6 protein-coding genes are annotated in these 18532 nt (G+C 40.1%); 3 read left to right on the top strand and 3 right to left on the bottom strand.

Translation table 11 applies throughout. The features are described 5' to 3' along the window. Positions 1-115: 115 nt before the first annotated feature. The 3 genes from COCH_RS06710 to COCH_RS12520 all read right to left on the bottom strand — a co-directional run bounded on the left by COCH_RS06710 (position 116) and on the right by COCH_RS12520 (position 15654). A complete protein-coding gene (locus COCH_RS06710) occupies positions 116-1636 on the bottom strand; it encodes a leucine-rich repeat domain-containing protein (protein ID WP_015782483.1) in 1521 nt (506 codons plus the stop codon). Between the two features lie 843 nt (positions 1637-2479). Next, positions 2480-14650 carry a T9SS type B sorting domain-containing protein gene (locus tag COCH_RS06705; protein WP_041546757.1) on the bottom strand — a complete coding sequence of 4057 codons (12171 nt, stop codon included), beginning with the start codon at positions 14648-14650 and terminating at the stop codon, positions 2480-2482. 902 nt (positions 14651-15552) lie between these two features. Beyond that, on the bottom strand, positions 15553-15654 hold the full coding sequence (locus COCH_RS12520) for a glycosyltransferase (protein WP_223375712.1): 102 nt from the start codon (positions 15652-15654) through the stop codon (positions 15553-15555). 78 nt (positions 15655-15732) lie between these two features. Between COCH_RS12520 and COCH_RS06700 the strand changes: the two genes are divergently transcribed. Genes COCH_RS06700 through COCH_RS06690 form a run of 3 tightly spaced genes read left to right on the top strand, consistent with a single transcriptional unit; the run spans position 15733 to position 18511 of the window. Beyond that, entirely contained in the window at positions 15733-15945 is a 213-nt protein-coding gene (locus tag COCH_RS06700; protein WP_143713221.1) for a hypothetical protein, read from the top strand. Next, positions 15942-17276 carry a UDP-N-acetylmuramoyl-L-alanine--D-glutamate ligase gene (murD, locus tag COCH_RS06695; protein WP_015782481.1) on the top strand — a complete coding sequence of 445 codons (1335 nt, stop codon included), beginning with the start codon at positions 15942-15944 and terminating at the stop codon, positions 17274-17276. Before COCH_RS06700 ends, murD begins: the two co-directional genes overlap by 4 nt. A 2-nt stretch (positions 17277-17278) precedes the next feature. Then, positions 17279-18511 carry an FtsW/RodA/SpoVE family cell cycle protein gene (locus tag COCH_RS06690; protein ID WP_009421080.1) on the top strand — a complete coding sequence of 411 codons (1233 nt, stop codon included), beginning with the start codon at positions 17279-17281 and terminating at the stop codon, positions 18509-18511. Positions 18512-18532 lie beyond the last annotated feature (21 nt).

The raw sequence follows: 18532 nt of genomic DNA, 5'->3' as shown, positions 1-18532 counted from the left end.
AACCGTTATAAGTATTGCAACTTATAACGGTTTTTTTTATAATTATTATTTTAAATATTTAATTCTTATGAATAAGACTACTAAAAAAGTATATCATCTCCAACTATCTTGTCTATTATTTAAATTCTGAAATATCTTTAGGGTTGTATATACCTCCTGCACGGAAAGGAGATTCTCCTAAAGCATTTTTATAAGCTGACTTACTTGCTAAAGGTATATATAATTGTATCTGACCAGCATCAAAAGCATCTGTAGCGGTAGGTTTTTCTGGAGCTGGCTCACGTTTGCCTTTTACAATAGTTTTAGGGAGAGCACCTAATCCTTTTGGAGGAACTGTTCCTCTAAAAGCTACGTGTTGTAACGCAGTACAATTACTGAATGCATATTGTCCTAAGTGAGTTAAAGTAGCTGGTAATTCTACTCTTGTTAATTTCTTAGCATTTCTAAAAGAGGAATCTCCTATTTTTACTACTTTAGGCAATGTAATAGAAGTAAGATTAACGTTAATACCTAATACATCATCTTCATTTGCACTAAATATTTTACCTTCTATCTCAGTAACATTATTAAAATCAATCTCGGTAAGCTCAGGTTGATTCTTAAAGACTGTAGCTGCTACTTTTGTAACGTTTTCAGGAAGTTTTATAGCTCCTTTTAAATTTACACCTGCTTTTATTCCTGTAAGTACGCCGTCTTTTATTATATAAGCGGAATTATCAACAGCAGTAACATTGATTGTCAAGCTAATTTCATTCCCTTTACCGTTATCACCATCGCTATTAATAAGCTTTAACACAAAAGAGCCTGCTTTTTTACCTGTTACTTTTATACCTGTAAAGCTACCATTTGGAATTTCTGTTCCTGCACTTAATTCTCTTGCATACTCAACAGTGGCAATATCATTATTTACACCTTCGAAAGTAAAGGCATTGTTATAGATATTGATTAAATCAATACGTTTGGTTTGCCCTACTCCTACTTCACCGCTTTGTATTGCAAGGAAAGGAGCTCGTACGTGTACGATAAAACTTCCTTTAGGGAATCCCTTCTTCTTGTCGTTCTCACCTGCGGTATCTTCAAAGTATACTTCACCAGTTAGTCCCTCGCCTATTCCTTTTACAAAAAATCTATTTCCATCTTTACGTACTTGTGCCAAAGCAGATGAAGTAGATTTGATATTTACTTTATCTATTACATCGTTGTATTTTTTGAGCAAATTAGTAACTTCTACTTCTTGGTCTCTATCAACAAATACGGTTTTACCCAAAACGACTAAACCTCTATCATTAGTTTCTTTGTCTTTTACAGTTACATTGATATAGGCTATATTCCCGGTTTTACTTTCTATTTTTACACGGGTCTCTCCTACTTTCTGTTTACTTTGGATAGTAACCCAAATATCTCTACCCACAGTAGCAATAGCCACATTTACATCTTCAGATTGGGGTTTTTTGATACCATCGGGGGCTGTTACTTTTATAGTTTCTTGCCCTCCTAAGTTAAGGGTTACAGCACTCTTCCCTAATACTATATTAGAGTCTCCCTCTTTATCGTCTTTTTTGCAGCTAAACAGGGTTGCTGAAGTCAACACTGCTAAAGCTAACATCATTAGTCTAGTTTTCATTGCTAAATACATTTAATTAAATTTCGCTACAAAAATAGGTATTTTTACAATACAAAACAAACTTTTAGAGATAATATTATCTACTATTTTGTGTTATTTGTAACATTATATATTTAAATACCTGACAATCAAGTAATATTATAAGAATTTTATTAGAGTAAAATTATTGTTTAATAAGAGAAGTATAGGTTAAACGCACGAGGGTTTCTTTAAAGAAAATCAAACAAATAGGTAAAAGTATTTCAATTGACAATTGATAATTGACAATTGATAATTAACAAATGTGATGTGCACGAAAGTATAGTGGCTCTACAGTGGCTCTACAGTGGCTCTACAGTGGCTCTACAGTGGCTCTACAGTGGCTCTACAGTGGCTCTACAATAACGATTAATTAAATTATAATCGAACATTAATTGAGTTTATAGTGTTTTAAGTTAATGTGAGATTGGTGTAAGAAAAAAGTGTAGCTTACGCTACAGAAATCTTACAAATCTTAAAATAATCAAACAAATAGGTAGCAAGCCTGGAAGTCTCGCGTAGATTTCACGGAACAGTAATGAATAAATTGTAACTGACGTTAATTATGATGCATAAGATAGGGGATAAAACTGATAACACCAAAATAAGCCAATAATACCAGAAGTGACGAAATGAGAGAATGAGGAAATTAGCAAATGGGGATGTATAAGATAAAAATAAAAGGCAAAAGGTAATAAATAAAGTGAAGGAAAATACAATGACCATTACAGTTGGGATAGTAATAAAATTTTTAAGAAATGAAAAAGGGCTACCCTTAGCGGATAGCCCTTTTAAAATAAATATTAATTAATGTATAACCTATGAAGCAAACAAATCTTAACGATATAGTGTGAAGTTACCGTTGAAGGTACGAGTATCGTGTTCGTCGCTAAGTTCTACGAGATACCAATAGTCGCCTGTTGGCATATCTCTACCGTCGTACTTACCATCCCATTCTTCGCCTGCTCTAAGCGTTTTGAGGCGACGACCGTAGCGGTCGTAAATAGTAGTACGAATGAACGGATACTTATCTACCCTGCGTGGTGCCCACGTATCGTAGTTGCCATCGCCGTCAGGAGTAAAGAAGTTCGGTATGAATACATCGAAGTATTCTTCATAGAACGTTTTGGAGAACGTACAGCCTGCTGCATCGTGTACTACTACATCTACTATTTTGAGTTTCTTACCGCTGACTGGATCGGTGTACTCACGGTCGTTCATTCTCAATTCGTAGACGTTATTGGTATCGTAGTCTTCGCCATTGAACTCATAAAGATAAGGTTTCACGCCGTTTACACCTTCTACTTGTAGTGTATTGATAACGGTAGTAGGTGATTTCACGATATTGTTCAACTGGCGATACTCTACCACAGTTACTGATTTGGTAGCCATTTGAGTACATTGCTTAACAGCTCCGGTAACTGAATGGACATCGGTATAGACGATTTCTAAGGTTTGTGTTGCTATACTCATATTAAACCTGTTCTGGTCGATATAGCCGACATTCACACCGTTGTTACGCGAGAAGGTTTGTGGTGTTGTAGCTCCGTTGAGTTTGTAGGTTATCTTATTGAAATCTACTTCGTCTTTGAAGCGTACTTCTATCCAAGTTGTGAACTCGTTATTATCACAACTGAAGCCTTGCTCGGTAGTTGGGTCGAGGTCAGGAGCTGAGTAAACACTGAACTTATAAGTAGGCGACATCACACAGCCGTTGGTTGTACTGCTTACGCTATCGGTTACCACAATCTCGTAATTGCCTTCGGTTAAGTTAGAAGCGCGGATTACGGTTGCTGACGAGGTAGCATAATCGGTATGTGCAGGAACGTTAGAGCCTTCTTTCATTATAGCGATGTCGTAGTTAGGGCGACCGCCATCAACGGTGAACTCTATCCAAGCGTCGTTACCTTTGTGACATACGAGCAAGTTAGAATCGGTTACATTCACTACGATAGGCTTAGGTTCTTTTACTTCCAATTGTCGAACGATGAGGTTACAACCCCAAGTATCCCAAATTTCAACGGTGTACATACCTGGGAGCAAGTTCTTAAATGTGGTGTCTTTTGGATCAGTATGGGTATCATTATTAAAGTTAGAATCTACAATAGTATAATAATATCTACCTGAACCTCCACTTAGACTTGATGGGTCGATAGAGATTTCACCATCGTGGTCACCTTGACAGGTAACATCACGAGTTACGGAAACGGTAGCAGTAATTGGGTCAGGAGTTTTCAAGCCTACTTGTGTAGTACCAGAAACTACTGAACAACCCCACGCATCGGTAACAGTAACGGTATAGGTTACTACACCACCAGGAGTACCCGTAGATACTAAGCCTGTGAACAAGGCACTATCGCCATTGAGAGCTATGGTTTTCCGACCTGTAATAGCACCACCTTGGATATTGACAGTATAAGGAGCCCAACCACCTGATACAGTTACAAGTATTTCTCCACGGTTATTATCGCAAGTTACACTGGCTGTTTCCTTAGCAAAAGCAGTTATAGGAGCTTCGGCTTGTACTATCTCGAAGGTAGTTTCGGCTTTACAACCTGAAATAGCCGAGATAGCTTCTACCCTGTACTTGCTTGCTGGCAAGCCTGCGTGTGCTATGGTAGCACCTGTAGAGTTACCTGTAATAGGAGTACCTACTGGCAACGGATAGATTGTATAGCTAAATCCGTTAGCCACTTGGTCGCCATCAGAAAGACGGGTGTCGGTAAGTTCTAAGGTAATAGAACCTGTACCGCCGTAGCAAGTTACCCTTTGTGGGTTCTTAGCTTCTAACAACAAGGTGTTAGGATCGAGGACGGTATAGTTGGTACTTACCTCACAACCTGTAATCATATTCTTAGCTCTTATCACATAAGCGTAAGGTTCGGTAAGGGTGAGAGTATAAGTAAGTGAGTTAAGCGTTACTGGAGGTATTACGGTAATAGTACCCCAACCTACTTTGCTCACTGAGTACTCGATAGGTTCGCCACTGTATACGGTGGTAGTGCTGAGGGTTACAGAGATGTTTTCATCTACATTACAAGTCTTCGCTTGTAACTGAGTAGCGGTAAGACCGCTCATCATAAGTGTAGGTGAAATAGTCACTGCGGTAGTAGTTGCACTACAACCATTGGTATCGTACACCTGTGCATAATAACTATTAGCGGTAGTTAAATAGCTTGGTAAGGTGTAGCTATAAGAGGTTACTCCCAGAGTTACTTGCTGTTGATAGAGCAAGGTACCTGAGGCAAGCTCTCGGTATTCAATACGTGTATAAGACTCAGTACCACCTGTTACATTATTCAAATCGAAAAGCAATTGTGGATTAGTAACTTCACCGGTATCAGCATCACAAGTGTACTCTTTTTTGCTAAGGGCATTGGTAGTTGAGATTACATCAGGAGAGGTAACCGTTACTTCAATGGTTGATGAACAAACTTGTGCACTTACAGCTGTAATACGGTAGGTAGCACCACCTAAGATAGCTGCACCTGATGGTACGTTATTAAAGGTTACGTAATTACCATTTAGAACCTGAGTTACACCTGGTACTGCTACCCCTGCATTATCGGTGATTGTAAAGGTATATGGAATACCATCAACAGGATTTGCTTTTATACGTACGGTAGCAGTTTCGGCATAACAAGTAGGTGTAGTAACCGAAAGGACTTCGAGTCTAGGTATTTCAGGAGGTCTTACTACGAAGTCTAACGACTTAGCACATTCGGCAGGAGTACCCCAAGTAGCTGCATCATAGATATTGATGAGATAGCTACCTATACCACCATTGGTTATTACACTGTGTGCATTACCTGTAACATTAGCCCCTGTAACCACTGGCACAGCACGTTCGTTGGCAGTACCTTTGTTAATCACACGGTAGAGACTAAACTTATAAGTACCTGAACCACCTGTGATATTAGTTACATTGATAGTTACTGTATTAGTAGCACCACAAGGCAACAATGGTAAGTGACTTGCATCAAACTTAATCATCTCGTGTACTCTAAATGTAGTACTAGTTTCGCAACCATTAGCATCTTTAAATGAGATGGTGTATGGATTTGGATTTGGTGCTAAGCGTATTGGTAAAACAGTTTCAGTAGCTACTGTTATGTTTTGCCAATTCACAATACCGTCTATCTTATATTGATGTTGACCAATACCTATGCTGTTAAATTTCACTCTAATAGGATAATCGGTATTATCGCTACAAGCGTCATCGACAGTAATTGAGGCAACAGAAGGTTGAGAATCGACGGTTACGGTAACTGTGTTTTCTCTCAAACAGCCAGAAGTATCTCTGACGAATACTTTCCAAACACCTGCTTCTACGTCTTTTGATTCGTTATCAGTAGAAGTAGTGAGGGCATTATCTAAGGCAGTACCAGTAGGTGCTGCTGATATGGTTGTATTGTGATAGTAATACTGATAAGGGGCTGTACCACCTGCGGCATCTACTACTATTTTACCGAGACCTTGTGGTTGCGGTGCTTGACAGTTTGCTTTACGGGTAACCGTAGCAGTCATTGTCAATAAAGACGCTGACTTGCCTATGGTAAAGTTGGTAGTACCTTGTGTACAGTTAGTACCACCCTCAGTAAAGAGGACAAAATATCTACCTGCTGGAACATTTTCTATTACTACATCTTGACCTACTGCTGGGGCTGCTGTGAGTGCAAAGCTTCCGTTAGCTACAGCAGTTCCTAATGACGGATAAGTAGGTGTATAGCGGAATACCTGATAGGTAATATTATTATTTGTCCAGTTCTTCAAGTGAACAAACACCTTACCGTCATTGGCATCGGCACAAGTAGTAGAAGCAACACCTGTGATAGTAGCTTCTAAATGCGATTGTGTAGGTACAGGTATATTAGCTTCCTTGATAAAAGTACACTTGCTACTTGCATCGTACACGATAAAGGTATAGGTTACCCCTGGTGTAACACCTGTAAAGGTGTAAGTAGAAGCCATTTTAATACTACCATCGGACAAGGTGGTAGGTACCACAGCACCACCGTGGAACCAAGTATCATTTCCTCCTAGAGGGTTAGCCACTGTTTCTTGTACACTGGTAGTGGCTCCATAAGGAGGAGTAATGCCTTCACGATATACAGCGATGTATTGGTTAGCACCGATAGTTCCACCTGACTTATCGTATACTGAGATAGCTATTTCACCGGAGTTGGCAGCACAACCTATTGTGGCTGTACCTCGTGCGTCCAAGCCATTAGCATCGGATTTTACAACAAAGTCATAAGTATACTTACAAGACTTAGCATCTTCTACCACTATTTGGTAGTTACCAATGTCTAAGTTCATAAAGGTTTCTCTTGAACCAGTAGCTACATTAGTACGAGTAGCATTCACCACGCCGTTCTTATTTAAAGTAACAGTGAATGGTGCAGTACCTCCTTTATTCACCCAAGCACTTGCCTGAGCTTTCTGAGTACCCGTAGTAGAGCACTCAAGGTCAGTATGGGTAACAGAGACTACCATTGCAGGTATTTCGGTAACAGTAAGACCTAATGGGTCGGATTTACAGTTTGAAGCATCTACAATTGTAAGAGTATAGATTCCTTTTGCCAATCCTGTAATATCTCCTACTGGACGTGTAACGGTGGTAAGACCATTATTAAACTCTATAGTATAAGGAGCTACTCCTCCTGAAATGTTGGCATTGTTGAAGAGTATCTTACCTGAATTAACGCCTGCGCAGTTAATACCTTCAACAGTAGGCGTAACTACAAAAGCAGGAGCATCTTTCTTGATTTCTTGTTTAGGTGAAATCACTTCGCAGTAGTCACCATTAGTCATTTGATAACGTATCTTAAAGTAGTAATCACCTGGTATCTTAGTTTTGAAAGTATAAGTATTACCAGACTGGCTAATAGCAATACCTGTTGGGGCTGCTACTGTAAAGTTGGCAGTAGGTGAATTGCTCCACAAGAACTGACGAGCACCTCCAGCTTTACCACCAGAGTAAGTAATATCATACTCAGCTTCGCTATTAGGTACACAAGTTAAAGCTGCTTTAGAGATTACTTGCATACGCAATGGGTTGTCTATAGTATAAGAAGTGCTTGTACGACAGTCGGCACCATCTTTTACTTCAAAGTTATAAAGACCAACCGATAGGTTTTCGTAAATGATAAAGTTCGTAGCGCTGGACTCAAAAGTTGCACCTCCGTCTTTACTAAACTGATAGCTACCATTGCCATTTATTACCTTCACTTGCAAACGACCTGTATTACCACCTTTAAAGCAAGGTTCTAAGTCTACTACTTCTATTTGCAATGGCTTAGGCGCTGGCACATCAAGAGTAGCCGTCATTGTACAACCATTGTTATCCTCTACTTCAATTACATAAGTACCTACCTGTAAGTCAAAGTCAGCTTCGTTATTTACAGCCGCTTGTGAGCCTGATGGTGTAGTACCTGTTATAGGAGTAAAGCGGAATGTTTTATAAGGTCTTGCACCTCCTTCGGCAGTAAAGCGTACTGTTGCAAAGGTATTAAAGCAAGACACCGGAGCTGTAACTGTAGCCGTAACTGTTAAAGGTACAGGCTTGTTAATAGTATAGTTAAAGGCTACTTGGCAACTGTGTTCATTAGCTTTCCGCACCAATAACGTACCATTATTTACTGCTGGAATTCCTGTGAGAGTAGCCACCCCTTGAGCAGGATTAAGCTGTGTAAGGGTAACACTCGTCCAAGTAGTAGTACCCGCTATTTGATATTCTACTACAAATGTAGAAGGTGGATTATCAACTGTCAAGAAGATAGAACCGTCATTCTTGCCACATTTTTCATCGTAGGTAGTACCACGTGCCTTAAAGCCTTTGTTATTGTCAATCTTCACTGAAAGACCTTCAGCACGCACTTGGCATATCTTAGTAGGTTGTGTAATCACAATATCGTCCACTGCTAAATCACTACCCACAGTAGAAGCAGCTGCTATATTTCTAATCTCAAATATATAAGCATTAGCAGTTATATCAGTAGTTGCAAAGGTTACTTTCTTATTGAGCCAAGCTCCTGTACGAGGAAGTTCACCTAATGACCTTTCAACGTATTGTGCTGGGTTACCAGGATTGTACAAGCGTACTACCAAGTTAGGGTTAGTACCACCTATATAGGTAACAGGTAATAAGTTGAACAAGTTCACTGATACACTCATTTCTTGACCGGCTACTACATCTCTAATCGTGCGTTTGTAAACAATACCATTGTCATTATCAGGGCTACTTCCGTTGATTGCTAAATAGCGACCATCGGTTACTCCCGAAGCGTCTGACGGTGGTGTAGATACCCAGTAAGTTCCTGTGGTAGGTACTTGGCGTGTAATCATATACTGGTTATCACCCAAAGTAGTACCATTGGCATTACAAGTAATAAATACCGACTCGGAGTCGCAAGTATTCTTACCTTTGCCAAAGTCTTCTTTAAACAACACATTAGGAGTTGTGCCCGTAGCTGTCTTCGGTGTATACCGCACATAAACACTATAAATACCTGGGTCTAATGTAAAGACATTAGAAGTACGTGTTTCGCTGAGAGTACCATCATCTTTTACAATGTCGTATTCGTAGTTACCTGCTGGGTTAGTAGTTACCGTAAAGGTACCTTTACCCTCACAGTCATAAGTAACAGTAGAAGCACTTACGGTAGCAGGTACTATTGGTTTTATGGTAATAGGTATTTCAAGAGTACATTTATTACTATCGCGTACATATACCACACTTGCTGTAGAGCCTACACGCAAAATAGGCACAGTAGTAAACGATACGTTATTAGTACTAAACTCATAACCTGTACCAGTACCTCCCGACACATTGTTAATATGCACTATATACTCTTTGGTAGGACTTGAAGTATCACAAGAGATATCCTCAGCCACTCCTGCATAAGCACGCAAAGTGCTTTCTACATCATTAATTACAATATTGCGGTTCCTATAAGTACATATGTTGGTAGTAGATAACTGTATTTGTATTTCTACTTCATACTTACCAGCTTCCAAGTTATTGAAGAAACCTGTAGAGTTGGTACCCATATTTTGTACTCGTGCTCCTGTGTCGTCTAACTTGTAAAGAGTAGACTTCACGTTTTGCTGTGTATTATAAGTAATAGACACCTGTCCAGAATTATTAGCAAAACCACACAAGATATCGCGAGTTTTGATTGTATAGCCTAAGAGTCCTTCTGGATAAATATCCACAGGGGCAGTAAGAGCATAAGCTGAGTTAGCATCTTTGGCAATGAACACATATCTACCAGGTTGGTCTATATGTATATCACGCTCTACAAAGCTACTACCTGCAGGTATGGTAGCTATGAAAGCTGAAGTAGGTACATCGGAGTAATCAGTATAGCCGTTTTGTACTACGCCGTCAATACTCCAAATAGCAAACTGATAAGGATTCTTACCTCCATCGGCTTCAAAACGGGTAGTAAGTGAGTTACAGTTCTTCCAAGCCTTAGGAGTTACTTTGGCTGTAAGAGTAGTTTGTTTTTCTATTTTTTGTATAAAAGTTGCCTTACAAGTGCTTGGCAAAGCGGTTGAAGTAACCTCAACAGTATAAGTATCAGGGGCTATGGTTATAGGCACTCGGTATTCTGAATTAGTAGTAATCACAAAAGCTTGTCCGTTTTGGTTCACTACATTGCCTGCTGAGTTTTTCAACACATATTTATAAGCAAGACCTGCCGTAGCCATACGTATAGTAATGAAACCTTGCTGATAGCTGGTCACATTGGCAAAGTCTATTATTTCACCTGAAAGTGAATTGGTAAATACATCAAAATAGAAGTATTTCTCACAGTTGTTACCCTTGTCTGACACACGCAAGCGGAAATGACCTTGTGCGTTGGCAACAAAAGTATTGTTGCTATGTACATCTTCCCAAGCGCTATCATCTAAGTTCGGACAGTTCAAGCTTGATGGCGAAGAGCCTGCTTTTAGCTTTTGCCACATTATATTGCTATCGCGGAAGTTCACCACTATATTACGTGAAGGCTGATTACACAATATAAAGTGACTTACCCATAAGTTGTTACCCGCACACACATCACCTCCGTTAGCTTGAGGTTTGATAGGGTCTGGTAGGTCATTGCTCAATGTCAATTTTATCTCTTCAGTGGTTGTGTAAGTAACATTGCCACACACTGCTATCTTTTCTACTCTATAAGTAGCAGGGTCGCTTACCTCTATATAGTTATGATTTAGCGGATTAGGTTGTTGCACACCGTTCTTATACCAGTTATAGCTTACAAATCCTTCTATAGCAGTAAGGCGTGTATTGGTGCCCGCACAAGCAATCTCAGTACGTGAACACTCTTGCGTAGATATTGCAATAGTTTTAGAGCCTGTGCTAGTTTGTTCAGGAATAGTACAAGCTGCCGTTCCTCCTGAGTAAGTTAAAGAGTAAGTAGCTTGCAACACATTCATACAAGGCTTACCGATTACTGAACACTCTCCTTTTAGAGTAAGAGGAATGAGTATGGTACGCACATTACCCCCTGCTGTAAGTGTTTGCTTAGGCAGTGTAAAAGTAATCACATTACCCGATTTAGTAAAGGTAGGCTTGTAGATAGTAAGGGTAGCCCCTGTAACATCAGGAGTTCCTATGGTAATATTAGGATGATTAGGCAAAGTAACCTCCAAGGTCGACGATACTACCCCTGCGGTTCCTTTATTTCTATAAGTAATGCGATAGTTGAAGTTCTCAGTAAGTGATAAATCGCGGTTGATAGGAGCCCCTGTACCATCTACAAAATCATTGGTAACCTCCATATCTACAGCGCGCGATTTTACTACCACGTTAAAGGTACAAGTAGCTGCATTACCTGAGGTATCCTTAAACACATAGGTTACCGAGGTCGTTCCTATCGGGAAACGCTCTCCACTTTGGTGAGTCTGACTCCAAGAACCTATACGGCAGTTATCGGTTGCCGTTACCACTCCCCAGTGTGCTATTCCGTAACATTGGTTAGCTACCGCAGTTACTTCAATATTTTGCGATGGGCAACCTGTAATCACAGGAGGTATGGCGTCAGGAGCGAAGTTTACAGTAATAGTATGACTGCCCGAGTTAGTAGTACACAACCCGAGGTCTTTCAAACTGTAACGCACCACATACTGGGTATTGCGTGTTACCGTATCACTAATAGTTTGTTCACTACCCAAGAAAGTTTCAGTGGCATTAGCTTCTATACGGAACCAATCTATATTGAAGAGTTGCGCCGAACCGCCAAAGGTAAGGTCTACCACATCACCATTACAAGGGTTCGTGCTTCTTGCCACATAGGTAACCCCTGGCGAAGTATAGTTATTTGCCGTTACCAAAGCCGAATCAGGGTAATCACCACAAGCGTGAGAAGTGGTCACAGCATAAGTACCGTCGGGAACATTCTTAAATACGTACCCCGTAGCAGTAGAAGTAGCTCCAAATACTGGCGATTTAATTTCTACTCCTGTAACGGTATTCTTAATACTGAATTGTAATGGGTAACGGATATACTCAGGATTTGTAACGTTCACCGCTATAAGTCCTGTCCCCGATGCCGCACTACACGAAGTACCCACCACATCGCGTTTGAGTTCTCCAGTAGGGCTCACGGTTAAGTACACACGACTGACGTGAAAAGCTCCTGTACCATCATTCACAGGGTCAGAAGGTTTATGAGTGTCAGGAGAAGGGATTACACTATACAAATTCATACTATTAGCTGGATCAGTAAAGTACTGTTCTCTCTGTGAAGGTTTCCCTACATCCCACAATTGTTTTATACGTGCGTAATAAAAATAAGTAGACTGTAACAGATACTCTCCTGCTGATAAGTTATTAAAGGTGTGTGAATGGTCATTGCTCCTTCCTACTACTTGGTCATAGCCTGTGGCAGTCTTTTTTAATAAAGTATATTGTGCATAACGTAGTGTTCCTACAGGAGTTGTTCCTATTTCATACGAAACCTTTGCCGCTCCCACACATCCTTGTTCTACTTTCACCTCATCTTTGTCATACTGCATCGGAGTATTTAAGTTGAATTCTTTGGTTGCTTCATTGCCACAACGGTCTTTAATAGTAATATTATATCTACCTTGTGGAAGGTCTCCAAACTCAAAACGATACGTCTCATTAGCAGTATCAGGGTTTCTCACCTCTCTCACCATAGGGAAAGTATACGTTACTTTGTGTAGTGGTTCAAAAGGTAAAGCGGTTTGGAAGTCAAAAGTACGAGTAGTACCACTGTGCCCATCGTCTAAATAATCAACAGTCACAGTGATAGGATAATTAAATTGGTTTCCTGCTACCCATTTACGTATAGATACAGTACCTTTAAATATCCCTCTATTAATTTCTATCCCGTCAAAACGCTCATCTATCTTATTAGGCAGAGGAGTCATATTTACAATACGCTCTGGCTCATAGCACTGAGTAATTCCCGCTCCCTTAGTTTTAAACTTCACCTTATAGTAGCCATTAGCTTGTGAAGCTAAATCGGCATACAAACTACCGTTGTTGTTTATCCAAGTATAGTCAGTCCCTGGTATAAGAAGTTGCCATTTAGTAGAGTCGCTTATTTCTGACTGTGTATAAGTAGCATTCCAACTCGGGTCGCCTGCACCTATATACTTGTATATTTCAAAGTAAAATCCTTTGGCTCCTGCTGCTGATGGATTTTTTACCCAGTCTGCTGGAGTAAAGTTCTGCCAGTTATAGAACCCAAAGTACATCTTATCAGAAGCACTGTCTGGGTTAGGCAATTCTATTTTTTTCCAATTAGCCTCTACGTACAGATACTTAGCCGAAGAACCACTGGGGCAAGGATTAGCAGGGTCAGCGTTTAGGTCTGAACGGTTCACTGCTGCTATCGCTGTCGAACCTGCTCTATCCATATATATAAAGGGATCTTGTGAATTCGTAGGGTTCAATTTGTTTCTTAGAACATCTACTAAGTCCTTATCAAGTTTAAATTTCTTAACTATAGGTGTTTTCCCTAAGTTAATGGTCAGTTCAATAATATCTCCTTCTTGAAATTGTACTGTATTATTGGTAATAAAAGAATAAGCACTAGATTTTTGTGGGCGAGCACTCGTTTGATAAGAAGAGGTAATATCATAACTATTGATATAATGCCCTGCTGAGTCATATCGTTTTATAACAGCGGTGCCAGGTTTCCCTTTAATTTCATTCTCTAAACTTTGTTGTATACCTACATTGTCTTTTCGTTTTATACGAAATGAAAAATTAAACTTACAATCAGCTCCTACGCGTATACCTGAATTCTCATTGTCGAGTTCAAACTCCATACAGTCAATATTCAATGAAGAAGCCGCTACTGAAAAAGTAGTTTTATTGGTTTCCCCACAATTCGGAGTACCATTCATTGTATCTTCTACGGTAAGCTCATAACCACTTCCTGTAGTAATTGGTTTAGCATTAGTCCCTTGAATAGTGATTTCCAAGTCTTGCCCCGCAACAGCATTATGAGTGGCATTATACAGCTCAGTACCCCCTTTGGTAAGGCGCACTTTAAAAGGTCCCTTAGCTCCTTTCTGTATACTGAAAACCACGCTACCGTCATTACCATTCCCTGTACAAGACGGCGGTACCGATTTAAAACTTTTAAAAGTTGGTGGTACGTACGAAGAAGTAACCGTTACCACTTTAGGTAAAGTAGATTTCTGGTTATTAGCTACATTCACCATTGTAACAGTGTACGTACCCGCTTTAAGCGTAGTAAACTCGTGTTCATTTTTACCCGTCACTCCTATTTCCATAGGCCAAGTACGACCACTCGGGTCACCAGGTACATCGAGTTTTACCTGCAACTTGGTACCTACAGGCCCCATAGTAGTAGGAAGTGTTACCTTAATCTTCCCATCTGAGGCACATTGCCCTGGTGTTGTGGAAACATTAAAGTTGTTTAAGTTCAGCGGTGTTTGAGCCGAAAGCCCGAAGACCGTCATTACTATAAAAACAATTGTTAGAAAAAACTTTCTCATAATGCTATATATGCTATTTTGAAACAATAGTATCACTATACTTTAATGCACAAAAGTATATATTTTTCTCGAAACAGCAAAACTCTTTTATTGCGAATGTTAAAACAAAAGTCGCTCGTCTACCCCTTCCCCACCCTGCTCTTTCAACGGAAAAACCTTACACAACTATAACATTATTAATTACATACAACTGTGAAAAAGAAAAACAATCCACCCTTTTAGTCCGCTATTTTTTAGCTATATTTTAACTTTTTGTATACAAAAATTTAACATTTCCAAGACGCTATTTTGGTAAAAAACACCCTCTTTTTTCACTCTTTTTTCACCTCCTTTACACAGATAATTGGAAGTTTTTACACAAAAACTTTTATCACCTTATTTATATTATGTATTTTATCTCAAATTCATCTTCGTTTAATGTCTATCCAATCTATATAGTTCAATGCTTATCCAATGAGCCCTACACTTTGGCAAAATTTCTATTCGCCCGTCGTGCTACGATCTTTGGCAAAGTTGAAAATCACTCACCTATACTCTCTGAGAGTTACCCGTAGTAGCCGAGTAAGTGAATAAAGAGAGAAGTCTTTCTGAGTCCCTCCAACTAATCTCCAAATTTTCTAATCCTATTTTTGCAGCACATTCCCTCTAAACTCCTCCAACAAATTCACTAATCTCCAAATTTTCTAATTTGCTAATTCCCCTTTCTGTCGCTACATTCCCCCTCTCCTTTGGAGAAGTCTCCGAATAGGAGAGTATGTGAACGGGGTGAGGATTCTTTTTCTTTCGCCTCGAAACCCCGTTTTTAGCATTTTTTATATCGCTGTATTATATTATTAATCAATCATTTATACACCCTTTCTATACCAATCGTCCAAGATTCGTATAAGCTTCCTATAAGCTCTCTATAAGCTACCCCCACCCTCCTTACACCCTTTTTTCATCAAAAACTCTTCCTCCCCTCTTCCGAACTTCTCCGTTTCCTTCCGAACTCCCCAACCCTCCACATTTGCTAATTTTCAAATTTGCTAATCTGCTAATTTTTACTGCCTGCCGTGCTACGGTTGCCTGTGCGGCTCGCACCTTTGGCAAAGTTAATTATCAGTATTATTGGCATTTCTGGTATTATTGGCATTTCTGGTATTATTGGCATTTCTGGTATTATTGGCATTATTGGCATTTCTGGCATTGTCGGCATTATTTATTTTTTTTCGCTTTCTCCCTTGCTAATTCCTATTTGTTTTGTACCTTTGCCCAAAAATAATAAGCACCTCAACAAAACGAGGTTTTATCAATGAAACGTTTAGTAATATTAGGAGGTGGTGAAAGTGGTGTAGGAACTGCCATTCTCGGTAAACAAAAAGGCTGGGAAGTATTCCTTTCCGATAAAGGTTCCCTAAAACCTCACTACCGCGAAACTCTTAACAAAGAAGGCATTCAGTGGGAAGAAGGCACACACACCGAAGAGAAAATTCTCTCAGCCGATGTGATTATGAAAAGCCCAGGTATCCCAGATAAAGCACCTATCATCAAAAAAGCTCACGAAAAAGGCATTGCTGTGATTTCTGAAATAGAATTTGCAAGCCAATATACCGATAGCCTCATTGTAGGCATCACAGGTAGTAATGGTAAAACCACTACCACCTTGCTCACTTATCACATTTTCAAAGAAGCGGGATTGCAAGTGGGACTTGGCGGAAACATAGGTTATAGCTTCGCCGAATTAGTAGCTACCAAAAATCCACCGTATTATGTACTCGAAATCAGTAGTTTTCAGTTAGACGGCATAGAGCATTTCGCCCCCCATATCGCCGTGTTGCTTAACATAACTCCTGACCATCTCGATAGGTACGACTATAAGTTCGAAAACTATATCGACTCTAAATTCCGTATCGCGATGAACCAAACTGAAAATGATTACCTTATCTATGATGCCGACGACGAGGTAATTACACAGTGGCTCAGCACCCATACTATAAAATCTAAACTCATACCTTTTTCTATAGAGAAAGAACTCCCACAAGGAGCTTTCTTAAAAGATAATAAAATATACATTATGTTAGAGAATCAAACTACTGAAATCGACGTTGAAGAAATTAGCCTTCGTGGCAAGCACAACATTAAAAATACAATGGCAGCAAGTGTAGCTGCTCGCTTGGTAAATATCCGCAACAACTCATTGCGCGAAAGTCTCAAAGGCTTTAAAGGTGCTCCCCACCGCCTCGAAGAGGTGAAAGTAGTAGATGGCGTTACTTACGTAAACGACTCTAAAGCTACTAACGTAAATTCAGTATTCTACGCTCTCGACACCATTAAAACTCCTATCGTGTGGATAGTTGGCGGACAAGACAAAGGCAACGACTATAACTCTCTTTTACCTTATGTACACGAAAAAGTAAGAGCTATTGTATGCCTCGGAGTCGATAATACCCCTATTATTCAATCGTTTTACAACACAATAGACACGCTTGTCGAAACTCGCTCAATGGACGAAGCCGTGAAATTAGCACAAAGTTTTGCTCAAGAAGGCGATACAGTACTATTATCCCCCGCTTGCGCCAGCTTCGACCTCTTTAAAAACTACGAAGAACGCGGAGACCTCTTTAAAGCAGCCGTTCAGAAACTGTAATAATGCGCGAATGGATAGCCTCACATATCAAAGGCGATAAAACCCTTTGGGCGCTAATACTCGTCTTTACCCTCTTCTCCTTCTTGGCGGTGTACAGCACCAGTACCAACTTAGTGTATGTAGTGGGTAAGGGTACTCCTTTTGGCTACCTCATCAAGCACTTGGTGTTTGTAGGGGTTGGCTATCTCACTCTTTATATCGTACATCGTACACCTTATCGTTTTTTTCGTCCTGCTTCTAAACTGGGGCTTATCTTAGCGGTGCTCCTGCTCATCTTTGCAAACCTTTCAGGAAGCACCATCGAAGGGGCAAACGCCAGCCGATGGCTCAGCGTAGGGGGTTTCTCTTTTCAGCCCTCCACCTTTGCAATGGTAATGCTGATGGCTTATGTAGCTTCTTATTTAGCTAAAAACTACGGCAAAAAACTCTCTTTCAAAGAAACTATCTTACCCCTGTGGATGCCCGTAGGAGTGATTGCAGCCTTAGTGCTTCTTTCTAACCTATCTACCGCAATGCTAATCCTCAGCTCAGTGCTGATGCTCACTTTCTTGGGTCGTTTCCCAATGAAACATATCTTTTCAGCTATAGGCATTGCAATTGTTTTCCTTGCACTTTTCTTATTAGTAGTAAAAGCCTTCCCTGAAGCTTTCCCCAATAGGGTAGATACTTGGATGAGTCGTATCGAATCGTTTATGGGAGGTGAGGACAACAAAGAAGGCTATCAGATAGAGCGTTCCAAAATGGCTATTGCCAAAGGAGGTATAATGGGACAAGGAGCAGGCAAAAGCACAATGAAAAACTTCCTCCCTCAAAGTTCCTCCGACTTTATTTATGCTATCATCACCGAAGAATATGGCTCATTAGGAGCTATCGTTATAATGGTGCTTTACATACTATTGCTCATTCGCATTGTAGTCATCTCACAAAAAGCACCTACCCTCTACGGACAGTTATTAGTATTAGGCTTAGGTTTCCCAATACTCTTGCAAGCAATCATTAATATGGGAGTAGCAGTAGAACTCTTTCCCGTAACGGGGCAGAACCTACCTCTCATCAGTAGTGGGGGTACATCACTATGGATGACGTGCTTAGCCTTAGGGTGTATTCTCTCCGTAAGTGCCCAAAAGCGCAAAGATGGTAAGATGGAGAAAGACAAACCCGAAGCCGACGTAGAGGAAGAACTCGCTGAAAGCGCTCTCAGACAAATGAAAAATGCGAACCGCACAGGCGATTAACTTTTAACTTTTCACTTAACT

The sequence above is a fragment of the Capnocytophaga ochracea DSM 7271 genome, assembly GCF_000023285.1.
Lineage (GTDB): Bacteria > Bacteroidota > Bacteroidia > Flavobacteriales > Flavobacteriaceae > Capnocytophaga > Capnocytophaga ochracea.
Note: the sequence above shows the minus strand (reverse complement) of the source record. Positions and strands in the feature narration are given on the sequence as shown.